Genomic DNA, 22,877 nt, shown 5'->3' with positions numbered 1-22,877 from the left:
CCCTCTAAGGGTTGCTCCGGCGAGGGCGGTCCGCTGTTCGGGTCGCCGTTATCGACAGGGCCTCCTGACGGCACGATGTGCCCACGGATCCTGACGCGCCGAAGCGTCAGACGCCGTCAGATCCCAGGAGGAGCCCCCATGAGCGACAACCCCGTTCTCGTAGCCCAGGTCCGCACCGAATTCGGAAAGGGTGCTGCGCGTCGCGCCCGCCGCGCGAAACTCGTCCCCACCGTCCTGTACGGACACGGCGGCGAACCGATCCATCTCGACGTTCCCGCTCACGATCTGTTCCTCATTGTTCGCGGCAACAAGAACGCCCTCGTTGAACTCAAGATCGACGGTACGTCGCAGCTCGCACTCGTCAAGGACGTGCAGCGCCACCCGGTGTCCCGCGAACTCCTCCACGCGGACTTCCTCACTGTGAAGGCCGGCGAGAAGGTTGACGTCGAGGTCTCCATCGTCGTTGTCGGCGAAGCCGCGCCCGGCACCCAGCATGCCGTTGAGGAGCACACCGTCACCGTCAAGGCATCAGCGACCGCGATCCCCGAGTCCATCAAGGTCGACATCACTGGCCTGGAGGCCGGCACCGTCGTGCGTGCGAGCGACCTCGTCCTGCCCTCCGGTGTCGAGTGCGAACTCGACGCCGAGCAGGACATCATTATCATCACCGAACTCGCAGCGGCCGAGGTCGAAGAAGAAACGGAACAGCCCGCGCAGGAATGATCCGCGCCCGTTTCGTCATCCGGTGGGCGGCCCGACCACGGTCGGGCCGCCCCGGCGTATGCACTCCGATGCGCTGCTCCTGAGCGCTCACAGCAGGCGACTGATAGCGTGTAGCGCGTAATTGGACCCGGGGAGGGGACACATGGTGAAGAAACACGTCGCACAAGCGCTCATCGTCGCCGTATCCGCACTCGTCTCCTGCGCCTCCCCGAAGGCCCCTGACTCGGATCCGGATGAGCGCGCCATGATCTGCGCCGCCTCCTCGATTCCGGGCTGGGCCGCGAACGACGCCTCCGATGAGTGACGCTGACAGAGGTGCGTCGACCCGGCCTCGCAGCAGACTCCCCGTTCCCGCGTCCTACCCGAGGCAGGTCGATGCGACGACATGCGCGATAGCGGCGCTTGCCGTCGTCGCCGCGCGAGCACAGGCTGATCCGGGATATCTGACAGCGTCGCGCGAGCGCGTCGAGCGCACTCAGCTCGAACTGCATGCGATCGCCGCGAGGATCGCAGTGCCGTGGCCACAGGCACTGGGGACATCCCCGTGGTCGCTTGCGCGCCTCGCCCAAGCCGCGACCGGTCTGCGCTACGGGATCGTCGTCGCCGGTGCCGCAATGCGTCGACGCATTGACCGCGCCCTCGCATCGGGGTTCGACGTTTTCGTCTATACCGGAGGATCAGGGGTGCCGCTGTCGGGGCTCATTCCGCGACACGTGGTGGTGCTCCTCGCTCATGAGGGCGCTACCGAGCGTTTCTACGCGGTCTTTGAACCCTCATCTGGACGGGTGTACCAGGTGGATCCCGACGACTTTTATTCCCATGCTGAATCGGTTCTTCCCGCTCTTGGGCATTGGCGGCGAGTCCTCTTCGCCCTCGTGCCAAAAATCGACGATGATCCCGGGTGAGGGGCGGCCATTGCGCACGCCCGCGTGGAAGACCCAAGGAGCACTATGACGAACAATGAGGCGCATAGGCGCGTCTATCAGCGCGGACCCGTCATCCTGCGCGGGCAAAAGATTCCGACGGAGACCTCGGATGCCCGCCTCCTGCGTCCCCAGCCTTCTACTGATTGGCTCCACGAGGACCCATGGCGGGTCTTGAGGATTCAAGCGGAGTTCGTTGAGGGCTTCGGCGCTCTGTCTGAAATCGGACCGGCCGTGTCGGTGTTCGGATCCGCAAGGACCGTTGCCGGATCGAACTGGTGGGAGAAGGCGTATCAGATCGGGCGCATGCTCGCCTCGCATGGCATCGGCGTGATCACGGGCGGTGGGCCCGGGGCGATGGAGGCCGCGAATAAGGGCGCCTGGGATGCCGGTGGAACGTCGGTCGGGCTCGGCATCGAGTTGCCGCATGAACAGGCGATGAACCAGTGGATCAATATCGGCATTAACTTCCGGTACTTTTTTGCGCGAAAGACGATGTTCGTCAAGTATTCGAGCGGCTTCATCGTCATGCCCGGAGGGTTCGGCACATTGGATGAACTCTTCGAGGCGATGACCCTTGTTCAGACGAATAAGATCGATTCCTTCCCAATCGTCCTGGTCGGCAGGGACTACTGGGGAGGACTCATCGATTGGATGAGGGAGACGATGGAGGGAGAGGAGACGATCTCACGCGGCGATGTCGATCTGGTGCAGGTCGTTGACGATCCTGAGGAGGCCGTTGGCCTGGCACTTCAGGGGTGAGACGCACTCGTCGGGCTAAAACCGTCCAAACTCGGTAAAATGAGTGAGTCAACTGCGGCACGCGGCGTTCGCAGACCTCAATATTCAAGGAGCGGCACATGGCAGCCATGAAGCCCAGAACCGGTGACGGACCGTTAGAAGCCACGAAAGAGGGGCGCGGCATCGTCATGCGGATCCCATCCGAGGGCGGCGGCCGACTCGTCATTGAGTTGACCCCCGACGAAGCGGCGGAACTGGCCGACGTTCTGTCCGCCGCGGTCTGACTCCTCAAACTGATGTGGGTGTGCCCCCTGCAGCGTCACTGCAGGGGGCACACCCACATGACGGATCAGCGCTTGACTGCGACGGCGAGACCATCGCCCACCGGCAGCAGGGCCGGTAGGAAATCAGCGGACTCTCCGAGGAATCGCACCACCTCACGGCAGACAACGGTTTCAGCGTCCCTGCGCGCCGGATCGGCTACCTGATCGTGCCACAGCGCATGGACGAAGACGATGACGCCGCCGGGACGCAAGACCCGGACCGCATGATCGAGGTACTGCGGCGTCTCAGCGATGTCGGCGTCGAGGACCATCATGTCGTAGCCTCGCGCCGCCATTCGGGGAAGGACGTCAAGGGCTCGACCGGCGATGAGGCGGGTTCGCTGCGACGACACCCCGGCCTTGGCGAATGCGCTCCTCGCGTGTTTGTGGAACTCCACCTCGGCGTCAATCGACGTGAGCACCCCATCGGCCGCCATCCCGTCAAGCAGCCACAGGCCCGACACCCCCGCGCCGGTACCGACTTCGAGGACGGCGCGAGCGCCCGCCACAGCTGCGAGCATGCGCAGAGCAGCTCCGACTCCCGTCGATACGGGTTCCGCGCCGAGCTCGACTGCAGTCGCCCGCGCCTCGGCGACAATGTCGCTTTCGGGCACGAAATCTTCAACGTAGACCCAGGCCTGTGCCTTATCAGCCATGAGAGACCCTCCGACGTGGTGGATGACGAACCGCTTCAAGCCTAACGCCCTCGCGTGCCGAAGCACGGGACATACTCAGTGGTGAATCGGTGAGACCCCGAGCGGGCGCCCCTTCAGACCGCGTTCGCCCTGACTGAGGGAGGAGGCGAGCAAGGCGAGGACTTCGGCGGCGGGACCCGCATCGAGAGCGACGGGGCGTCCCTCATCCCCGCCCTCGCGCAGGGCGATGTCAAGGGGGATCTGCCCTAAGAGGGGTACGTCGTAGCCGAGCTGGGCGCTGAGCCGGGCGGATACGGACTGGCCGCCGCCGTTTCCGAAGATCTCGAGGCGAGAGCCGTCCGGCTGAAGGAGGAAGGACATATTCTCAACGACACCGATGACCTTCTGCTGGGTCTGAGAGGCGATCGAGCCGGCGCGTTCGGCGACTTCGGCGGCGGCGACCTGCGGGGTCGTCACGACGAGGATCTGAGAATCGGGGAGGAGCTGCGCGACTGAGATCGCAACGTCGCCGGTGCCCGGGGGCATGTCGATGAGGAGGACGTCGAGGTCGCCCCAGAAGACGTCCGCGAGGAACTGCTGAAGGGCGCGGTGCAGCATCGGGCCGCGCCAGATGACGGGCTGGCCGTCGGGCACGAACATGCCGATCGACATGACCTTGACCCCGCCTGCGCCGACGGGCGGAATGATCATGCCGTCAATGACCTGTGGATCGTGGTCGACGCCGAGCATCCGAGGGATGGAGAAGCCGTAGATGTCGGCGTCCATGACACCGACCTTCAGGCCCGCCTGCGACATCGCAGCGGCCAGGTTCGCCGTCACCGAGGACTTCCCGACGCCGCCCTTGCCGGAGGTCACCGCAATGACCCTCGTGAGGGAGTCGGGCTGGGCGAAGGGGATCTCCCTCTCCGCCCTGCCGCCATTGAGCTTCTCGCGCAGGGCTTTCTTCTGCTCGTCGCTCATCACCCCCATCGACACCTTGACGGACTCAACGCCATCAAGGTCCGCCACGGCCTTGTGGACATCCGCAGAGATCGTGTTGCGGAGCGGACAACCGGCGGTGGTGAGGAGAACCTCAACACTGACGGTGCCTCCATCAATGGCGACCCGGTCAGGGGAGACCATAGTGAGGTCGGTAATGGGGCGGTGGATCTCAGGGTCGATGACTGTGGACAGTGCATCCATGACGCGTTCAATGGTGACAGACATACCCGTTATCCTACGTGGCGCAGTCCGATGACTCGAAGCGAGTTGGAACCGTGGGCGAAGGTGCGAGGGGAGGGGTCGCCCCCTCACTTATTCCCCGTGATCCGGCGGGGTGCGGGCGCAGAATCGAGGTCGTCCGGGGTCGGTATGGTTTCGATCTGCTGGCGCTCGTCCCATTCCTCCTTAATGTCGTCTATGAGTTCGCGCAGTTCCGAGCGCACGAAGTCACGGGTAGCGACCTCTTGGAGAGCGAGGCGCAGACTTGCGATCTCACGGGTGAGGTACTCCGTGTCCGCGAGGTTGCGCTCGGCGCGCTGGCGGTCCTGCTGTGCCTGGACGCGATCGCGGTCGTCTTGGCGGTTCTGCGCCAGTAGGATGAGGGGCGCCGAGTAGGAGGCTTGCGTGGAGAAGGCGAGGTTGAGGAGGATGAAGGGGTAGGGGTCCCAGGAGTAGTCCGTCGAGATCTTGTACAAGAGGATATTCGCGCTGATCCACACGATAACGAAGATCGTCATATAGAGGATGAACTTCGGCGAGCCCATGAAGCGGGCAGTGGCCTCCGCGAAGCGGCCGAAGCCGTCGCCCGAGGAGCGCTTCCGCCGAATGGTGCGGAAGAAGCCCCTGTCACGCGGGGTATCGAGACGTTCAGCCATCAATGCTCCTTGCCATCATGAGGTCCGTCACTTCGTCGTCGTAGTCGCGCCAGTCATCGGGAAGAAGCTCGTCGAGGATGTCGTCGACCGAGACGGCGCCGACGAGATGGTCGTCCTCGTCGACAACGGGCAGAACCGTGAGGTTGTACGTCGCGAGGAGGCGCGTGACGGTTGCGATATGCGCTTCCGGGGAGACCGCTTCAATATCCGAGTCGAGAATCGTGCCCAAAAGCGTCTGCGGGGGCTCGCGCAGCGCTCGCTGAATGTGGACCATCCCGAGGTAGGGGCCCGTCGGTGTCTCCTCGGGAGGGCGAGTGACGAAGGCGACAGTCGACAGGGAGACGGGGAGGTCCTCGCGGCGCACGGACGCCAGCATCTGTGCGACTGTCGCATCGGGCCCGAAGATGACGGGGTCCGTCGTCATGAGAGAGCCCGCGGTGGATTCTTCGTAGGTGAGGAGTCGGCGCACGTCCTTGGCCTCGTCGGGCTCCATGAGGGCGAGGAGCGCCTGGCCCTGCGCTTCAGGGAGCGAGGACACGAGGTCGGCCGCGTCGTCGGGCTGCATGACGTCGAGGACGTCTGCGGCGCGGCTCGCGTCAAGACCGGAGAGGATGGCAACGCGGTCGTCATCGCCGAGCTCTTCGAGGACATCGGCGAGGCGCGCATCGGGGAGGTGCCGTGCGACCGCCATCTGACGGTCCTTCGGCAGATCGTGGAGGTAGTCGGCCAGATCCGCCGCCCTCATGTCCTCCGTGTGCTGCAACAGGGCCGTCGCCGCCTGATTCGTGTCGGTTGTGAGTAGTCCGGATACGTCGGCGGGCGCGACGGTGAGAGTCTCGCCGTAGCGGGTGAATCCCAGGGACGTCGTGCGCTGGCGCTGGACGTGCAGTTTCGAGATCACCCAGTCCTTGGGGCGCCGTCTCTGCATTGCGACGTCAATGATCTTGACATTCCCAGACCCGTCGTTCATTGTGACGACGCGGTCGAAGAGTTCGGTGAGGACGAGAGTCTCCCCGGGCCGCTGCGTGAAGGAGCGGATATTGAGCAGCCCCGTCGTAATGACGGAACCCGCTTCAATCGAGGTGACGCGAGTGAGGGGGAGGAACACCCGTTTTCGCGGACCCACTTCGACGACGAATCCGATGACGCTGGTTGACGCTCCCAAGCGGAAGGTGACGACGACGTCATGGATTGAGCCGACCCGATCGCCGATCGGGTCGAATACGCTAGTGCCTGCAAGTTTGCCGATGTAGACGCGCTTGCCGGTGGTGCCGAATCCCATGGGTGCTGAGCTCACAAGGACAGCCTAGGCGCCAAGTGGGAAAATAGGCGGTATAGCACGACTGAAATGGGTCGGGTTTCACGGAAGGACGTCCATGCCACCTCAATCGAATAGCCTGTGGATGGGGATGCCGGTCATGCCGTCGGGCACCGAGGTCGCCTCGTACCGCACCTATGCGGAGGCCCAGGGAGCAGTCGATTACCTTTCCGACGAGCAGTTCGACGTCAAGTCGATCGTCATCGTCGGTACTGACCTCCACCTCGTCGAGAGGGTCACCGGTCGTTTGACGATGGCGAAGGCCGCCGCGTCGGGCGCCTCCTCGGGCGCACTGTGGGGTGCCTTCATGGGCCTCATGATGTCCTTCGCATCGACGAACCAGTCGGCGATGCTGTGGGTCGTATTCGGCATCGCGGGCGGTGCGCTCGCGGGCACGCTCATCTCCGCCGTCGGCTATGCGATGTCGGGAGGGCGCAGGGACTTCACCTCCTCCTCACAGGTGGTCGCCTCCCGCTATGCGGTCCTCGCATCGGCCGACATCGACCAGGCCTTCCAGATGCTGCAGAAGACTCCCGGCAATCAGATGCGCCCCAGACCCGTGCGCACGCGCCCCGAATCCGACGGTCCGACGGAATACGGGTCGAGGCCCGATGAGAAGCCGCGCTTCGGGGTTCGCGTCGCCGACCACACAGATGCGGCGACGGCCCAGTCCGATCCCATACCGCCGACTTTGCCGCCCGTTTCCGGCGAGACATCCGACTAGTCCGCATACCGAACAGCGCCGCCCGGGTTATTGGGAGGCGCTGTTCATTTGACGAGGGCGAGGCGACTCGGCCCGGCACCATCTTTGTCGATTCGTCTGAGGGACTGGCCCGCTAGCGGGATTGGACGTCGGCGATCCACGTCTCCACATCCGCGATGGTGCGGGGGATGTCCTCCGACATGCGCGTCACGCTCCCATCGGCGTTGACGAGGACATCGTCCTCGATGCGCACGCCGATGCCCCGGTATTCCGCCGGGATCGCCTCATCATCGGCGCGGAAGTACAGGCCCGGCTCAATGGTAAAGGTCATTCCGGGTTCGAGCAGCGCATCCTGGTACATCTCGCGCCTGGCCTGCGCGCAGTCGTGCACGTCGAGGCCGAGGTGGTGGCTGGTGCCGTGGGGCATCCATCTGCGGTGCTGCTGTCCGGCGGGGGAGAGGGACTCCTCGACGCTGACGGGCAGCAGACCCCACTCGTGCAGGCGCGCGGCGATGACGCGCATTGCCGCGTCGTGGACGTCGCGGAAACGGGCGCCCGGCTCATTGGCTCTGGCCAGAGCCGCTTCGCAGGCATCGAGGACGGCCTGGTACACGCGGGCCTGGACCTCGGTGAAGCGGCCGGATACGGGCAGGGTGCGCGTGATATCCGCCGTGTATAGGGAGTCGACCTCGACTCCCGCGTCGACGAGGACGAGGTCGCCCTCGTCGACGGGGCCATCATTATCGATCCAGTGGAGAGTATTGGCGTGGTTGCCCGACGCGGCGATCGTGTCGTATCCGAGGCCGTTGCCCTCTTCGCGGGCGACCGCTCCGAAAGCGCCCTCGATGACGCGCTCCCCGCGGCGGTGCCCGACCGCCCGGGGCAGTGCCTTGATAATGTCGTCGAAGCCAGCGCGGGTCACGTCAATGGCGCGCTGCAACTCGGCCACCTCATAGGGGTCCTTGCACAGGCGGATCTCGGACAGGTGCTCTTCGAACTTCTCATCCGCGTCCAACGCGTCACCGTCCGCGGGGAGACCCGCCTCGGTGCGCACCTCGTTCACCATCGCTTCAACGGAGGCGTCGACATTGCGGACCACGCGCAAGGAGACGGTGCCGGCGTCCTTGGCGAGGATGTCGCGCAGTGCGTCGATGTGCTCGCAGCGCAGCCCCGTCTCAGCACTCACCTCGTCGAGGGAGGGGCGCGCCCCCACCCAGAACTCCCCGTAGTGCGAATCGGCGTAGAACTCCTGGGAGGAGCGCGACGCGCGCGGCTTGAAGAACAGGATCGGCTCATGTGCGTCGTCCTCGCGCGGTTCGAGGACGAGGACGGCATCCGGCTCGCGCTCGCCGCCGAGCCCCGTCAAGTGCACGAATGCTGAGTAGGCGCGGAAGCGGTAATTGCAGTCATTATTGCGGACCTTGTAGGTGCCCGCGGGAACGACGAGGCGCTCGCCGGGGAAGGGGACGCCAGCGGCTGCGGCGCGCGAGGGGAGGAAATCGGCCGCCCCGGAGCGCTCAATGGGCGTCTGGAGGCGAGGCCCCCAACCCGAGCCCATGAACTCGCGGAATGTGTCCGAGTCGGGGCGCCGGGATCGGCCCTCGGAGCGGTCCGCCATGGACTGAGCGGGCTGCTCGGCAGCGCCTTCGGATGATGACTTGGGAGAGGATATGTCGTTCATGAGTCCCATCATGTCACTAGCTGCGACCTCAGTAGACATCTCCCCGCGCTGGCGCATCGATTGTGGGGATCGGACGAGGGCGGATACCCTTCGGTCATGCTCCGAATCGATCCGCATACGCACTCGACTTGCTCCGACGGCACTGACAGCCCCGCACAGCTGCTCCGCGTGGCGTCGGGAGCGGGACTCGACATGGTCGGATTGACCGACCACGACACCTTCGCCGGATGGGACGAGGCCGCAGCCGAGGTTCCGTCGAGCGGCGTCGCACTGCTGCGGGGCGTTGAGATATCATGCGCAGCTGATCGCATCACCGTCCACCTGCTCGCCTACCTGCCCGATCCGACGAACGCACCGCTCCTCGAGTGTTTCGAACGCGCGCGTCGATCGCGCGAGACCCGCGCTCAGGCCATCACCGAGCTCCTCAGTGAGGACTACCCGATCACCTGGGAGGATGTCCTCGTCCGCGCACCGCAGGGAGGCCCGATCGGACGGCCGCACATCGCAGACGCCCTCGTCGCCGCAGGGTGCTTCGAGAAGCGGGAAGAGGCCTTCGCCTCCGTGCTCCACCCCTCCGGCCCCTACTATGTCCACCACTGGGCGCCCGACCCCGTCGATGCTGTCGGCCTGGTCCTCGACGCGGGGGGCGTGCCCGTCCTCGCCCATCCTAAGGCCCGTCAACGCCAGCACCTCCTTCCCGATCAGGTCATCGCCGATATGAAGGACGCGGGCCTGTTCGGGATCGAACGCGATCATCGCGATCATGAAGCGGGGGATCGGCGCGCGGTCGACGCGCTCGCGGCGCGCCTCGACCTGGCGATCTTGGGCTCATCGGACTATCACGGGCGCGGCAAACCGAACCGGATCGGCGAGAACCTTTCCGATCCTGTCATCATCGACGAGATCATTGCACGAGGTGCGAAGGAGGTCGTCCACCCGTGAATCCGGCCACCCTTTTCGACTGGACCCTCTTCGGGACTGCTTTCGCGACCCTCGTCGTCATTATGGATCCTCCGGGCACAATCCCCGTGTTCCTCGCCCTCACCGGCAGGTACACGGCGGCGGGGCAGAAGAAGGCGGCGCTTCAAGCGACGCTCGTTTCCTTCGGCGTCATCGTCGTCTTCGCGGTGCTGGGGCAACAGATCCTCAAGTTCCTGCAGATCTCCATCGAGGCCCTGCAGTTATCGGGCGGGGTGCTGCTGTTCCTCGTCGCCATGGAGTTGCTGATGGGGCAGGACTCTGCCAAACCCGATACCGGCGATGAGAAGGTCAACGTCGCCCTCGTTCCATTGGGGACTCCGCTGCTGGCGGGACCGGGCGCGATCGTCGCGGTCATGGTGTCGGTGTCTCAGGCGAGCTCGTCTCTCGGAGGATGGGTCGCGGTCATTGCGGCGGTCGTCCTCGCCCATCTCGTCATGTATCTGACGATGAGGTTCTCACTGCTGCTGTCGAAGCTCCTCGGCACGGGCGGCATCATGCTGCTGACGAAGATCTCCGGTCTATTACTCGCAGCGATCGCCACGCAATTGGTGATGGGCGGAATCTTCGAATTCATCGCATCAGCGCAGATCAACGGATAATTATCGGGAACGTTCCGACGAGGCGCTATTGTGTGCACTGAACGAGGAGCCCGCAACCGGCGAGCCAACCACGTAATACTGTTGAACATCGGGAGTATCCAATGACACAGAACCTCCACGGGACACTGGCGACCCACGTACGCGCAACCTCGGGCCGCCCCGTTGCGCAGTCCACGACGATGGAGCTGTGGCAGGGCCTGTCCGCAGCCGTCATCGACCAGATCGCCGACCGCTGGGCCGACACGACCCGGACCTACGCGAAGGGGCGCCAGGAGCACTATTTCTCCGCGGAGTTCCTCATGGGCCGCGCCCTCCTCAACAACCTCTCCAATCTCGGCCTCGTTGATGAGGCGCGCTCCGCCCTCGCCGAATACGGTCAGGACCTCAGCGTCGTCCTCGAAGAAGAGCCCGATGCGGCGCTTGGCAACGGCGGCCTCGGACGACTCGCCGCATGCTTCCTCGATTCGTGTACCACCCTCGACCTGCCGGTCACCGGCTACGGAATCCTCTACCGCTACGGACTCTTCAAGCAGCTCTTCGACAACGGATTCCAGACCGAGCACCCCGACCCTTGGATGGAGGAGGGATACCCCTTCGTCATCCGCCGCGAAGAAGAATCGCGCATCGTCTCCTACGCCGATCTCACCGTCCGCGCCGTCCCCTACGACATGCCCATCACCGGTTACGGCACCAAGAACGTCAACACCTTGCGCCTGTGGAGGGCAGAGCCCCTCGAAGAGTTCGACTACGACGCCTTCAATTCGCAGCGCTTCACCGACGCCATCGTCGACCGCGAGCGCACCAACGACATCTCGCGCGTCCTTTACCCCAATGACACGACCTTCGAGGGCAAGGTCCTGCGCGTGCGCCAGCAGTACTTCTTCTGCTCCGCCTCCCTGCAGGCCATCATCGACACCTACGTCGCCGAACACGGTGAGGACCTGTCCGATTTCGCCGCCTTCAACGCCATCCAGCTCAACGACACCCACCCGGTGCTCGCGATCCCCGAACTCATGCGACTGCTCATGGATGAGCACTCGATGGGGTGGGACGAGGCGTGGGAGGTCGTCTCCACGACATTCGCTTACACGAACCACACCGTCCTCGCCGAGGCCCTCGAGAAGTGGGAGATGACGATCTTCGACCGTCTCTTCCCCCGCATCGCTGAGATCGTCCGCGAGATCGATCGCCGCTTCCGCATTGACATGGCGGAGCGCGGCATCGCCCCGGACACCATCAACTACATGGCGCCCATCGACGGCAACACCGTGCGCATGGCGTGGATCGCCTGCTACGCCTCCTTCTCCATCAACGGCGTCGCAGCCCTCCACACGGAGATCATCAAGCGCGAGACCCTCAAGGAGTGGCACGCCATCTGGCCCGAGCGCTTCAACAACAAGACGAACGGCGTGACGCCGCGCCGCTGGCTCAAGCAGTGCAATCCGCGTCTGGCCGCCCTCCTCGACGAGGTCACCGGCTCCGATGAGTGGGTCACCGATCTGTCCGTCCTCGGCTCGTACACGGACGCGGCAACGGATGACGTCCTCGACTCCCTCGCCCGCATCAAGCATGCAAACAAGGTCGACTTCGCCGCATGGGTGAAGGAGCGTGAAGGCGTCGACATTGATCCGGATGCGGTCTTCGACGTTCAGATCAAGCGCCTCCACGAGTACAAACGACAGTTGCTCAACGCCTTCTACGTCCTCGATCTGTACTTCCGCCTCAAGGAGGACCCGGGCCTGGACATCCCGAAGCGCGTCTTCATTTTCGGGGCGAAGGCGGCGCCGGGCTACATCCGCGCCAAGGGCATCATCAAGCTCATCAACGCGATCGGGGGCCTTGTGAACTCCGATCCCGACATCAACGGTCGGATGAAGGTCGTCTTCATCCACAACTACAACGTCTCACCCGCCGAGCACATCATCCCCGCAGCCGACATCTCCGAGCAGATCTCCACCGCCGGTAAGGAAGCGTCGGGCACGTCGAATATGAAGTTCATGATGAACGGGGCGCTGACTCTGGGCACCCTGGACGGTGCGAATGTGGAGATCCTCGACGCCGTCGGCGACGAGAACGCGTACATCTTCGGTGCCACCGAGGATGAGTTGCCCGAACTGCGCCTCACCTACGATCCGCGTTGGCATTACGAGAACGTTCCGGGCCTCAAGCGGGTCCTCGACGCGCTGGTGGACGGCACTCTCGACGACTGCGGCTCGGGCTGGTTCCACGATCTGCGCTGGTCGCTCCTCGAAGCGGGATACGAGCCCGCCGACGTGTACTACGTCCTCGGTGACTTCGCGGCCTACCGCGAGGTGAAGGACCGCATGGCGGTGGACTACCGTGACGAGCGCGCCTGGGCCCGCAAGACGTGGATCAATATCACCCGTTCCGGCCGATTCTCCTCCGATCGCACGATCAGGGACTACGCCGACGAGGTGTGGAAGCTGGAGGGGACCCCGATCGGCTGACCTGCGACTATACAAGTGCGCCCCGGCTGCGGAACAATCCGCAGCCGGGGCGCTCGTATGTGGTGCCCCCTCGACTGATTGACCGCGAGGCGCATTCCATCTGTATTAACTGTTTGACACAGTCGTTGACGGAGCGCTACAGTATTACTGTCTTAATACAGTAAGACAGAGAGGAGGAGTATGAACTTCGACGATACGCGCCCCATCTGGATCCAACTGGTCGAGACCTTCGGTCAGAAGATCGTGTCAGGCCAGTGGGCTCCGGCCTCGAAGATTCCCAGTGTCCGCGAACTCGCCATTGACGCCGGAGTCAACCCCAATACCGTCCAACGCGCCCTCAGCCAGCTCGACGCCGACGGACTCACCGTCGCAGAGCGAGCCCAGGGACGCTTCGTCACCACCGACACTGAGACGATCGCCGAAGCGCGAGTGGAATTCGCAACCCGGGCCACCGACTCCCACGTCGCCACCGTCCGTCAACTCGGCCTCGCGCGCGACGAAGCCGTCAGCCTCTTGAACGCGCGGTGGAACGCCAACTCCCCAGAAGGAGGACACAGACAATGACACCATCAGCACCCATCATCCACGTCGACCATCTGACGAAGGCCTATCGAGGGAGCCCCGCCCTCGTCGATCTCAGCATCGACCTGCATCTCGGGCGCATCATCGGCCTCGTCGGGCCCAATGGATGCGGAAAGACGACCCTGCTGAAGATCCTCGCAGGAGTCCTCGCCGACTGGAGTGGCACCGTCACTATTGATGGCGAGGCTCCCGGAGCCTACACCAAGGAGCGCGTGGCATTCCTCCCCTCCGCGGACTTCCTCGATCCCGCTCTCACACCCGTTGCAGCCGTCGACCTATACGCCAAGTTCTTCGACGACTTCGACGCCGACAAGGCGATGGCGTCCATTCGCTTCTTCGACCTCCCCCTCGACCGCAAACTCAAAGAGATGTCGAAGGGAATGGGCGAGAAGCTGCAGGTGTCCCTCACCATGGCGCGCAAAGCGCAGGCGTACCTGCTTGATGAGCCGATCTCGGGGGTCGACCCCGCTGCGCGCGACATCATCCTCGAGGGCATCCTCCGCGACTTCGACGAGGACGCCCTCATGTTCATCTCCACCCACCTCATCTCCGACGTCGAGTCCATCCTCGACGAGGTCGTCATGCTCAAAGACGGTCGACTGCACCGCGCCGGCCCCGTTGACGAACTACGCGATGAGTACGGCATGTCGCTCGACGCGCTGTTCAGGAAGGAGTACCGCTGATGTTCACCACACTCTTCGCGCACGAAGTGCGCACGCTCGCTCCGAAGATCGGCATCATCGCCGGAATCGGAGCGCTCATCATCGCCGTGAGCCTGGGGCTGTCCGCCCTCAAGATCCCCTACGTCTCGGGACTGCTCATGCTCACCACCGCTGTGACAGCCGTCGCGATCCCCCTTGCGATTCTCATCCTGGTGGCCGGCATATATTGGAAGACCATGCACTGCGACGCCGGATACTTCACGCACACCCTCCCGGTCACGGGCGGACAGCTCTTCTGGGCGAAGACCCTCTTCGCCTACATGGCGGGCCTTTTCGGCCTCTTCATGAGCATTGGGGGGATTCTGGCCGTAACCGTACAGATCGCCTGGATGAACGGGCTTCCCCCCGGCGAGATCGCATCGTCAATGATCGACTCCTGGAGTGCGCTGACCGTGACGATGAAGGCCTTCCTTATTATTGTCGTCTTCCTGCAGCTCGCCAACAGTGTCTTTTCGATCGCCGCCGTCATGAGCATCGGCGCGAGGAGCACCTGGAACCATATGGGATTCGGAGCACCCGTCATCGGTTTTGTCTTGCTCTATCTCGCCAATCAGATCGCTGCTCTGTTCGGAATGCTCCTGCTCCCCGGAGGCCTGGATACGGCAACGGGCGAATTCACGTGGGGATTCATGCTTCCAGAGTTGATTGAAGCGATGAATGGGGGGAGCAATACGACACCATTCATCGGCATGGGGCAGATCGTGACGACTTCACTCGTGACCATCGCCGTTGTCTGGTGGGGCGTTCGCTCGCTCAACCGCCATCTGTCGTTGCGCTGAGGCTCTGTCCGCTCCGAACGCTGTCCGACTGACAAGGCGGGCCGCCTGCTGGGAATGATCCTCAGCGGGCGGTCCCTCGCGGGTGAGGAGGAACCGACCGTTGAGTCATACTGATAGGAGGCACTGAGGAGGTTGCAATGAACGTACTCTCAGCTGTCATGTCCGCATTCGTGCAGCTCGGGCTGGTACTCGTGCTCCCGGTTGCATGGTGGGCGTTCACCGCGCGAGGGCGCCTCGACTTCGCGACCTGGATCGGACTACATATGCCGAGATGGCGGGTGAATAGGAGGCGGACAGTAGCTGCGGTGCTGGCATGGGTGCTGATTTCTACAGCATCGATCATGCTGCTCCGATCGCTCGGCGAGGACGTGGCAGCTTCGCGCTTCGCAGGAATGGGTTTGGCAGGGGTCGTGCCGGTCACACTCCACGCCCTCGTTCAGACGGGTCTGTCGGAGGAGATCTTCTTCCGTGGGTTTCTCGGCAAGCGGCTGATCGCCGGATTCGGATTCGCGATCGGCAACGTCGTGCAGGCATTGGTCTTCGGCCTCGTCCACGTCGGATTCTTCGCGTCCTCGGCTACGCCGACCCGGCTCGCGCTGATCGGAGTCATTACCGCGGCGAACGCCTGGATCATGGGATGGATCAACGAGCGATGCGCGGGGGGTTCGATCGTTCCGAGCTGGATGCTGCATTCGACGGTCAACCTAGCGGTAGGCTTGGGGGCTGCCTTCACTCTGCCGACATGAGGCGGGCGAATCACCCACGGGCAGATGGTCGCTCACCTGATCGAGGAAAGCATTGACCCGCGCGTCCATGAACGTACCCTTCGCCGAAGAGAAGGACACAGCCGTTTCGACCTGAGGGACATCGACCGGGTCAATGCTTTCAGAAGCGACAATCCGTGGCGCGAAGGACTGTTGCATCTGCTCGCCGAAGCCATTAGGGATCACGAGGATGTAGTTGATGCGGTCACCCGCAACAGCGTCCTGCATGGCGCGCGAAGAACGCAACGGCTGGCCCCGCTTCTGCGCGATATCCACAAGTCCCGCGCCAGTGCGGCCCCTGTGGATGTCCGGGCGCGGTTTCGACGATTCGGCGCGAACCCGGTGTGGTGTGAGTATCGAGGAAATCCGCGCCGAACATTGAGGATTCCCACAGACTCCTATGATGTACTGAAAGCGACATACATCGAGAATCCCTCGAAAGGAACCCTGTGGAAACAGCGGACGTCTCTTTTGTCCCGGCCAGCCCAGACCTGATTTGGATGGTGTTCATCCAACAGGTGCTCGTTCTTATCGCGTGGATCATCGGCCTCGCCGTGCGCCGCGGGCTGAAGAATCGCATGACGATGTCGACGGCGTCGGCGACCTTGACGGGACTGGCCGGGCTGTGGGGAGGCCTAGTGCTCGCCGGATGGATTTTCGATTCGGGAGACCTGTGGAAACCCGGCATGATCGGGTTCGCCGCCGTGGTCGCCGTACTCGTTGTCGTTGTCGTGGCAGTGGTTCTCGCTCGCCTCAACCCGCGCCCGGGTTTGCCCTCCATCGGCGAGACCGCTGCGCTGGGGGAGTCGGAGACCCGCGAGTTCAAGTCCAGCGCCCGGTGGAACATGCGGACGGGCAAGCGCGACGAAGCGCTCGAAACCGTCATCGCCAAGACCGTCGCCGCGTTCATGAACTCCGGCGGCGGCACCCTCCTGATCGGAGTCGACGACGAGGGCCGACTCATCGGTCTCGGCCCCGATTACGAGACCCTCAAGACTCCGGACGCTGACCGCTTCGAGTTGTGGATCCGCGACCTGTGGAGGCAGCGGCTGGGGACCAATGCGGCCGCGCTGCCCCGGCTCGACTTCGCTGAGGCCTCACAACCGCAGGAGGGTTACAAGTGTCAGGAGGTGTGTCGGGTAACCATCCCGCCCTCGCCTCGTCCCGTCTACCTGAGGGGTCCCAAGAGCAAGGGGGAAGCGGAGTTGTGGGTGCGTGTCGGCAATTCGACGCGGCGCCTCGAGGTGGCCGACGCGGTGCAATACGTGTCGCTTCGCTGGCCTGAAAGCGTGCGAGTGTCCCTCCTGACGCGCGTGAGGCTGTTCATGACGCTGCGCCACCGCGAGACGCCCACGCGCCTGCCGGGCGTCGTACAGCGCGTGCTCGCCGAACGTGGGAGCGGCGAGGTTCCCGCATCCGAGGGCGAATGACCCGCGGGGAATCAGGCGGATGGGTTCGACTCTCTTCAACGCTGTTGAGAGACTCGAGGTCGCTGATATCGAGCGGTTGATCTCCTGGGATGCGGATGCTCGGGCGGTCGCGGAGCCGCGGATCCACGGCAGGGCGACGCTCACGGAGCATGCACTGGCCGGCGAGAAGCTGTTCTGTTCGACGCGCCTCAAGCTCTTGAGGCCACTCGCGTTCTCCTTGCCACGGCGCGTCGACCGGCGAGCGCGAGCAGGGTTCGGGGATGGTCCCTAGACTGGAGGTGACGTCAAAGAAGGAGCCGTTCATACTAGCAAAATCCCAGGTTATCGCCGATCCCCAAACCAACCGAGGAACCGCCTTCACCGTTGAAGAGCGTAAACGCCTCGGGCTCATGGGCCGCCTGCCCGCAGCTGTTGAAACCCTCGAACAGCAGGCCGCCCGCGCCTACAAGCAAGTGTGCCGTCTCGACGATGACCTCGACAAGTACATCTATCTGGAACAGCTCCACGACCGCAACGAGGTCCTCTACTACAAGATGATCATCGACCACATTGCCGAGCTCCTTCCCGTCATCTACGACCCCACCATCGGCGAAGCCATTAAGAAGTGGTCCGCCGACTACCGTCGCTCCCGTGCCATCTACCTCTCAGTGGACCGCGTCGAGGACGTGCGGCCAACGTTTGAAGGCCTCGGCCTCGGCCCTGACGACGTGGACCTGCTGGTCGTCTCCGACGCCGAACAAATCCTCGGCATCGGCGACTGGGGTGTGAACGGCACCGACATTTCCGTCGGCAAACTCGCCGTCTACACGGCGGCAGCCGGCATCGACCCCTCGCGCGTCATCGCCGTCAACCTCGACGTGGGGACCGACAACGAGGAGCTGCTTAACGACCCCGACTACCTCGGCAACCGACACGCGCGCGTGCGCGGAGAGCGATACGACGCCCTCGTCAATGAATACCTGAGTGTCGCCTCCGAACTCTACCCGCACGCCCTCTTGCACTTCGAGGACTTCGGCGCTGCGAACGCGCGGCGCATCCTCGTCGTCAACCGGGCGAAGTACCGTATTTTCAATGACGATATGCAGGGGACCGGCGCTATCGTCATCTCCGCGGTCATCGCCGACATGAAGACGAACGGAACCACCTTCGCGGACCAGCGCCTGCTCGTCTACGGCGCGGGCACCGCGGGAACCGGCATGGCCGACCAAATCCATGCGGGAATGGTGCGCGCCGGGCTCACGCCCAAGGAGGCCAAGAATCGCATTTGGCTGATCGACCGCTCCGGTCTTGTTACCGACGACATGGAAGATCTGCCCGACTATCAGGCCACCTACGCGCGCAACGCTTCCGAGGTCGCCGACTGGGAGCGCACGGACGGTGCCATCGGTCTGCTCGAAACCGTGCGCCGCGCTATGTGGCAGCCCATGTATGCGGACCTCAAGGCCTGAGCAGCGATAGTTGCGGTCGCACCGGTTGCCCGAGGGGCGACTGGCGCGGCCGCGCTGCCCTGTACGGGGGAGGTAGGGGGCGAGGGGGCTGTTGCGCGAATGGGCTTGTCGCTGGGCGGGTACTACACCCGATCGGTGAGGATTACACCACTCCGATCGGGTGCTATGTCTTAGAAGATCGGTGACAGATGCTGTTCCTTGTGTGCGATATCGGGAGGGAACGGGCGTTACAACGAATAGCTGCGAGGGGTCCCGGGCCGCACGGCCCGGGACCCCTCGCAGCATTGCGGCGGCGGACTTAGGAAGCGCTAACCCGCGGCAGGCGACACCGCGGGCGCGCAGCGCGTAATGCAGTGCCCGCGCCCGGCATTCACGTAGCCCGCGAGCGGCGCCACTCGCCCGCCTACTCGGCAGAGTTCTTGCGGCGGCGGATGCGCTTGCGGGGAGCGCGCTGGGCGGGCGCCTCGGCGCGCTGGGAGTGTTCGCCGCGCCCGCGCCCGCGTGCGCCGCGGTCGGAACGGCCACCCTTGCCGACGTTCAGCGTGCGATCCCCGTCCTGGGAGCCGCGCGACCGGGACCCGCGGGTCGAGCGCGAGGGGTCAGAGAACTTCGACGAGCGTCCGCGCCCGCTGCGCGAGGAACGTGACCCACCGCGCGAGCCACGGCCTCGTCTCTCGGAGCGGGGTGAGAACCCTCCCAAATCCTCCAGGATCTCAGCGCTCAGACCCGCAGCTGTGCGCTGAGCGCGTGGGAGGCGGCCCGTCGTCCCCTCGGGGATGTCGAGGTCGGTGAAGAGGTGCGCCGAGGTGTGGTACGTCTCCAGCGGGTCGGAAACTCCCAGGCCCAGCGCCTTGGAGATGAGCGACCAGCGCGGCGTGTCATCCCAGTCCACGAAGGTGATGGCCGTGCCGGAGTTACCGGCGCGACCGGTGCGCCCGATGCGGTGGATGTAGATCTTCTCGTCCTCGGGGCACTGGTAGTTGATGACGTGGGTGACATCGTCGACGTCGATGCCGCGCGCGGCGACATCCGTCGCGACGAGCACATCGACCTTGCCCTTGCGGAATGCTCGCAGCGCCTGCTCGCGTGCCCCCTGACCGAGGTCCCCGTGCAGCGAACCGACAGCGAAGCCGCGAGCGGTGAGATCCTCTCCGAGGCGGGCGGCGGTGCGTTTGGTGCGGCAGAAGATCACGGTGCGTCCCCGGCCCCGCGCCTGCAGGATGCGCGAGACGACCTCGACCTTGTTCATCGCGTGAACACGGTAGATGACCTGCTTGACGGTATTGACCGTCTGGTTCTGATCTTCGGGGTCCTGGGCGCGGATATGCGTCGGATGCTCCATGAACTTACGGGCGAGCGCGACGACCGGGCCGGGCATGGTCGCCGAGAAGAGCATGGTGTGCCGGTTCGAGGGGACCCGCGACAGCAGGGTCTCCACGTCGGGCAGGAAGCCGAGGTCGAGCATCTCGTCGGCCTCGTCGAGGACGACCGTCTCCACGCCGTTGAGGTGGAGGACGCCCTTGCGGAGCAGATCAATGAGCCGACCCGGAGTGCCGACGACGACATCGGCGCCTTTTTCGAGGGCCTCGATCTGCGGCTCGAATGCGACACCGCCATAAATGTCGACGATACGGGTCGATAGGTACTTCGCCGCTGCGCGCAGATCATCAGCGACCTGTTTGGTCAACTCGCGGGTCGGCAGGATGATGAGGGCCTGCGGCTGGTTCGGGTTGAGCAGTTCGTCATAGCCCTCCTCATCGGGGGCGATAACGTCTTCGAGGACGGGAATGCCGAATCCGAGGGTCTTGCCTGTGCCGGTCTTCGCCTGACCGATGATGTCGTGGCGATCGAGAGCCGGGGGCAGGGTGAGCGCCTGGATGGGGAAAGGGTGGAGGATCCCCTTGTCCTCGAGGGCGTCGACGATCGGGTCGGTGACCCCGAAGTCGGCGAAGGTGAGGGCGTCGAGGTCTTCGTCGCCCGAATCGACGACATCAGGCGTGGCGTCCTCGTCGACGGCGACGGGAACGATATTGCCGATGCGGACGACGCCCGCGGAGTATTCGATTGCGTCGGCGGCGGGGCCGGCTGTCTGGGTGGGTTCGGGCGCATTGGCGCCCTCATGCGTCGTGGTCGTCACGATCTGCCTTGTCTCCGGAGCAATTCCGGGTGGGGGTGGCAGCCGATCGCGCAGTGTCGGGTGCGCGCTAAGCACGGAAGAGAGTATTCGGAGCGACCGGTCAGCCGTGGTCACCTCCTATTGTACGAGGCGGGACCGCGACTGGCGTTCACCCTATGGTCAATCACTCACCCTTCTCAGAATGCGCCGACCTGTCCGCCGACCATCATCCAGGTGAAGAGCGCCGCCCCCACCGTGGAGGCGACCCATATCGAGCGGATCCTCACGTGCAGCCACACGTTGAGCGCGACGAGGGCAGTGAACTGGGGGATGATGACTGCGAGCATCATCATCCACCGTCCGCCGAAGGCAGGAAGTCCGATCACATCCATTCCGGGGCCGATCCCCATGTATCCGGGAACGAAATGGAAGAGCCACAGGAGGCACAGGCCGAAGACCGCTGAGATCCAGGAGAAGGTGAAGCGCTTCGCCCACAATACGACCGGTCGCTCATCGTCTCGGGCTGCGATGCGGGACATGGTGTTGAGCGACAGCCCATTGACCACGAAGAAGAACGCCCAAATGATGAGGAAATAGGGGAGGAGCACTCTGGCGCGCTCAGGGGTCAGTGTTTTGAGCATCGGCCACAGTACCCTGAACTCGGGTCCTCTGAAGAATGCCGTCACAGTGACGATGAGGACGGGCCACGCGATAAGGGCAGCCGACAGGCCGAACGCTGTGAGGATCCGGCGCCCAGCATCTTGTGGGGGCACAACCCCAAGATCGGACCAGCTCTCGCCTCGTCCCCCTCCGATTCGCTTCCAGATGAGGAAGACGACGAGCGTGAGGACAGTGGTGACGACGAGCCATATGGCGATCCCATTGCCCATCTGTAGCGGCAGGAATGGGATCGTTGCGGAGATCGGGTCGTCGCCCCCGCCCTTTTGCGTGCACAGGGGATAGAGCACGATCGTCATTGCGATGCTCGCTGCAGCGGACAGGACCAGCCCCATGCGCCCGCCTCCGGTGAAGGAGCCCTCAGATCCCTGGACGCCTGCGAAAGCCCGGAACCGAAGGAGCAGACCGAGCAGTGGGATCAGTGAAGCCACGAGTGAGAAGAGAGCAATAGAGCCTCCGATTTCCTTCCACTGGTAGACATGGGATTGAGAGGGGATCCAGTGCGAATCCTGCTCCCCGTCTCGAAGAGCGGTATTGAACCAGTCGACGACCGCGGTGTTCGAAGCGCCCGAGGTCATCACACCGAGGTGGGTTCCGGAAACGAGTTCGGCGCGTCGGGCGCTCCCATCGGAGAAATCGCCGTAGGTGTGGTTCCACTCGAGGGCGTCATCGGGGTGGAGGCCGAATGCTTCGAGCCGTGCGGGGTTGGTCGTGAGCGAGGAGACGGGAAAGGTCTTCTCTCTGTACGGGCCGATTTCCTCGTTGTCCCCTTGGACGAGCAAGTAGTTGCTGACCTCGTGGATATCCGGGTCTCCGCCATTTCCCGACAGGGCGACGACAGCGCGAACGGCATCGTCACTCTTGGCGAGTTTGACGGCGTATATCGATCCCGTGGAGTGTCCGAATGTCCCCAGCCGCGTTGAATCGACGAATGGGAGAGACTTGAGGTAGTCCAAACCATAGGCCGCCCCTGACATGATGTCGGGGTCCACCCCGTGCTGGGTGGAGTATCCGTGTCCGAATTGGTCGATGCTCACGACGACGAAGCCCCGTCGGGCGAGTTCGATCGTTCCGAAGGTCGTCGTCGCTTCCTTGTCGGACTGGTAGCCGTGGAGTGCGAGTAATCCGGGCGCCGGATTCTCCGTGCTCACCCATGTCGGTCGATAGATCTTCGCGACCATGGGGGTGTTCGACTCGGTCATGAATTCAACCGTCGTGACACTCACTCGGCCGAAGCCCGAGTCAGCGGATTTGGCGAGGAATGCACCGCTCAGGGAGAGTGCGATGAGCAGCAGCAGCGACAGCCATAGTGATGTCTGGGTAGTCCGACACTGGCGGGTTTTCTGTTGGGATGCTGTTGATGACATGGTGGTCCGCTCCTGTGGG

At 64.0% G+C, this 22,877-nt stretch carries 24 protein-coding genes; 17 read left to right on the top strand and 7 right to left on the bottom strand.

Features of this window, described 5'->3' with window-relative positions; genetic code table 11:
* Positions 1-138 precede the first annotated feature (138 nt).
* The 5 genes from BQ7471_RS00690 (at position 139) to BQ7471_RS00675 (ending at position 2,671) form a co-directional block, all read left to right on the top strand.
* Positions 139-723: a 50S ribosomal protein L25/general stress protein Ctc gene (locus BQ7471_RS00690; protein WP_076463441.1), complete on the top strand. Its 585-nt coding sequence runs from the start codon at positions 139-141 to the stop codon at positions 721-723.
* A gap of 142 nt (positions 724-865) precedes the next feature.
* Positions 866-1,027: a hypothetical protein gene (locus BQ7471_RS11300; protein ID WP_159438499.1), complete on the top strand. Its 162-nt coding sequence runs from the start codon at positions 866-868 to the stop codon at positions 1,025-1,027.
* Positions 1,020-1,628 carry a hypothetical protein gene (locus BQ7471_RS00685; RefSeq protein ID WP_076463439.1) on the top strand — a complete coding sequence of 203 codons (609 nt, stop codon included), beginning with the start codon at positions 1,020-1,022 and terminating at the stop codon, positions 1,626-1,628. The genes BQ7471_RS11300 and BQ7471_RS00685 overlap by 8 nt, the downstream gene beginning before the upstream one ends.
* Positions 1,629-1,673: 45 nt before the next feature.
* Positions 1,674-2,408 carry an LOG family protein gene (locus BQ7471_RS00680; protein WP_076463438.1) on the top strand — a complete coding sequence of 245 codons (735 nt, stop codon included), beginning with the start codon at positions 1,674-1,676 and terminating at the stop codon, positions 2,406-2,408.
* Between the two features lie 98 nt (positions 2,409-2,506).
* Positions 2,507-2,671: a DUF3117 domain-containing protein gene (locus BQ7471_RS00675; protein WP_076463436.1), complete on the top strand. Its 165-nt coding sequence runs from the start codon at positions 2,507-2,509 to the stop codon at positions 2,669-2,671.
* A gap of 65 nt (positions 2,672-2,736) precedes the next feature.
* Here BQ7471_RS00675 and BQ7471_RS00670 read toward each other — a convergent pair whose 3' ends face one another.
* The 4 genes from BQ7471_RS00670 to BQ7471_RS00655 all read right to left on the bottom strand — a co-directional run bounded on the left by BQ7471_RS00670 (position 2,737) and on the right by BQ7471_RS00655 (position 6,504).
* The gene (locus BQ7471_RS00670) at positions 2,737-3,366 is read right to left on the bottom strand and encodes an O-methyltransferase (RefSeq protein WP_076463435.1); all 630 of its coding nucleotides are present in this window, start codon (positions 3,364-3,366) and stop codon (positions 2,737-2,739) included.
* 75 nt (positions 3,367-3,441) lie between these two features.
* Positions 3,442-4,572 carry an Mrp/NBP35 family ATP-binding protein gene (locus BQ7471_RS00665; RefSeq protein ID WP_076463433.1) on the bottom strand — a complete coding sequence of 377 codons (1,131 nt, stop codon included), beginning with the start codon at positions 4,570-4,572 and terminating at the stop codon, positions 3,442-3,444.
* Between the two features lie 83 nt (positions 4,573-4,655).
* Positions 4,656-5,222, bottom strand: coding sequence for a DUF1003 domain-containing protein (locus BQ7471_RS00660; protein WP_083663162.1), 567 nt, complete (start codon positions 5,220-5,222; stop codon positions 4,656-4,658).
* Positions 5,215-6,504, bottom strand: coding sequence for a magnesium transporter MgtE N-terminal domain-containing protein (locus BQ7471_RS00655; protein ID WP_076463432.1), 1,290 nt, complete (start codon positions 6,502-6,504; stop codon positions 5,215-5,217). Before BQ7471_RS00655 ends, BQ7471_RS00660 begins: the two co-directional genes overlap by 8 nt.
* Before the next feature lie 94 nt (positions 6,505-6,598).
* On the opposite strand from BQ7471_RS00655, the gene BQ7471_RS00650 reads away from it, so the two are divergent.
* Positions 6,599-7,264, top strand: coding sequence for a YflT domain-containing protein (locus BQ7471_RS00650; RefSeq protein ID WP_235821190.1), 666 nt, complete (start codon positions 6,599-6,601; stop codon positions 7,262-7,264).
* Between the two features lie 112 nt (positions 7,265-7,376).
* On the opposite strand, the gene BQ7471_RS00645 is transcribed toward BQ7471_RS00650, so the two are convergent.
* Positions 7,377-8,933: an aminopeptidase P family protein gene (locus tag BQ7471_RS00645; protein ID WP_076463586.1), complete on the bottom strand. Its 1,557-nt coding sequence runs from the start codon at positions 8,931-8,933 to the stop codon at positions 7,377-7,379.
* Between the two features lie 87 nt (positions 8,934-9,020).
* Between BQ7471_RS00645 and BQ7471_RS00640 the strand changes: the two genes are divergently transcribed.
* The 11 genes from BQ7471_RS00640 to maeA all read left to right on the top strand — a co-directional run bounded on the left by BQ7471_RS00640 (position 9,021) and on the right by maeA (position 18,697).
* Positions 9,021-9,866, top strand: coding sequence for a PHP domain-containing protein (locus BQ7471_RS00640; protein WP_076463430.1), 846 nt, complete (start codon positions 9,021-9,023; stop codon positions 9,864-9,866).
* On the top strand, positions 9,863-10,504 hold the full coding sequence (locus BQ7471_RS00635) for a MarC family protein (protein WP_076463429.1): 642 nt from the start codon (positions 9,863-9,865) through the stop codon (positions 10,502-10,504). Before BQ7471_RS00640 ends, BQ7471_RS00635 begins: the two co-directional genes overlap by 4 nt.
* A gap of 101 nt (positions 10,505-10,605) precedes the next feature.
* On the top strand, positions 10,606-12,972 hold the full coding sequence (locus tag BQ7471_RS00630) for a glycogen/starch/alpha-glucan phosphorylase (RefSeq protein ID WP_076463427.1): 2,367 nt from the start codon (positions 10,606-10,608) through the stop codon (positions 12,970-12,972).
* A 180-nt stretch (positions 12,973-13,152) separates the two neighbouring features.
* On the top strand, positions 13,153-13,536 hold the full coding sequence (locus BQ7471_RS00625; protein ID WP_076463426.1) for a GntR family transcriptional regulator: 384 nt from the start codon (positions 13,153-13,155) through the stop codon (positions 13,534-13,536).
* Entirely contained in the window at positions 13,533-14,237 is a 705-nt protein-coding gene (locus BQ7471_RS00620; protein ID WP_076463424.1) for an ABC transporter ATP-binding protein, read from the top strand. The genes BQ7471_RS00625 and BQ7471_RS00620 overlap by 4 nt, the downstream gene beginning before the upstream one ends.
* Positions 14,237-15,055 (top strand): beta-carotene 15,15'-monooxygenase, encoded by an 819-nt coding sequence (locus BQ7471_RS00615; RefSeq protein ID WP_076463422.1) that lies wholly within the window; start codon positions 14,237-14,239, stop codon positions 15,053-15,055. Before BQ7471_RS00620 ends, BQ7471_RS00615 begins: the two co-directional genes overlap by 1 nt.
* Before the next feature lie 137 nt (positions 15,056-15,192).
* Positions 15,193-15,801, top strand: a complete 609-nt coding sequence (locus tag BQ7471_RS00610; protein WP_076463421.1) for a CPBP family intramembrane glutamic endopeptidase — start codon at positions 15,193-15,195, stop codon at positions 15,799-15,801.
* 24 nt (positions 15,802-15,825) lie between these two features.
* Positions 15,826-16,314 carry a hypothetical protein gene (locus BQ7471_RS10930; protein WP_129583288.1) on the top strand — a complete coding sequence of 163 codons (489 nt, stop codon included), beginning with the start codon at positions 15,826-15,828 and terminating at the stop codon, positions 16,312-16,314.
* Between the two features lie 5 nt (positions 16,315-16,319).
* Positions 16,320-17,249, top strand: coding sequence for an AlbA family DNA-binding domain-containing protein (locus BQ7471_RS00600; RefSeq protein ID WP_076463418.1), 930 nt, complete (start codon positions 16,320-16,322; stop codon positions 17,247-17,249).
* Positions 17,250-17,268: 19 nt separating this feature from the next.
* A complete protein-coding gene (locus BQ7471_RS00595; RefSeq protein WP_076463416.1) occupies positions 17,269-17,520 on the top strand; it encodes a hypothetical protein in 252 nt (83 codons plus the stop codon).
* Entirely contained in the window at positions 17,510-18,697 is a 1,188-nt protein-coding gene (maeA, locus tag BQ7471_RS00590; protein WP_235821189.1) for an oxaloacetate-decarboxylating malate dehydrogenase, read from the top strand. The genes BQ7471_RS00595 and maeA overlap by 11 nt, the downstream gene beginning before the upstream one ends.
* A 403-nt stretch (positions 18,698-19,100) precedes the next feature.
* Here the strand turns inward: maeA and BQ7471_RS00585 are convergent, their stop codons facing one another.
* A complete protein-coding gene (locus BQ7471_RS00585) occupies positions 19,101-20,834 on the bottom strand; it encodes a DEAD/DEAH box helicase (protein ID WP_235821188.1) in 1,734 nt (577 codons plus the stop codon).
* A gap of 176 nt (positions 20,835-21,010) precedes the next feature.
* Positions 21,011-22,858: an alpha/beta hydrolase gene (locus BQ7471_RS10925; RefSeq protein WP_076463415.1), complete on the bottom strand. Its 1,848-nt coding sequence runs from the start codon at positions 22,856-22,858 to the stop codon at positions 21,011-21,013.
* Positions 22,859-22,877: the final 19 nt, after the last annotated feature.

The organism is Actinomyces mediterranea, assembly GCF_900155595.1.
GTDB classification, from domain to species: Bacteria; Actinomycetota; Actinomycetes; order Actinomycetales; family Actinomycetaceae; genus Pauljensenia; species Pauljensenia mediterranea.
Note: the sequence above shows the minus strand (reverse complement) of the source record. Positions and strands in the feature narration are given on the sequence as shown.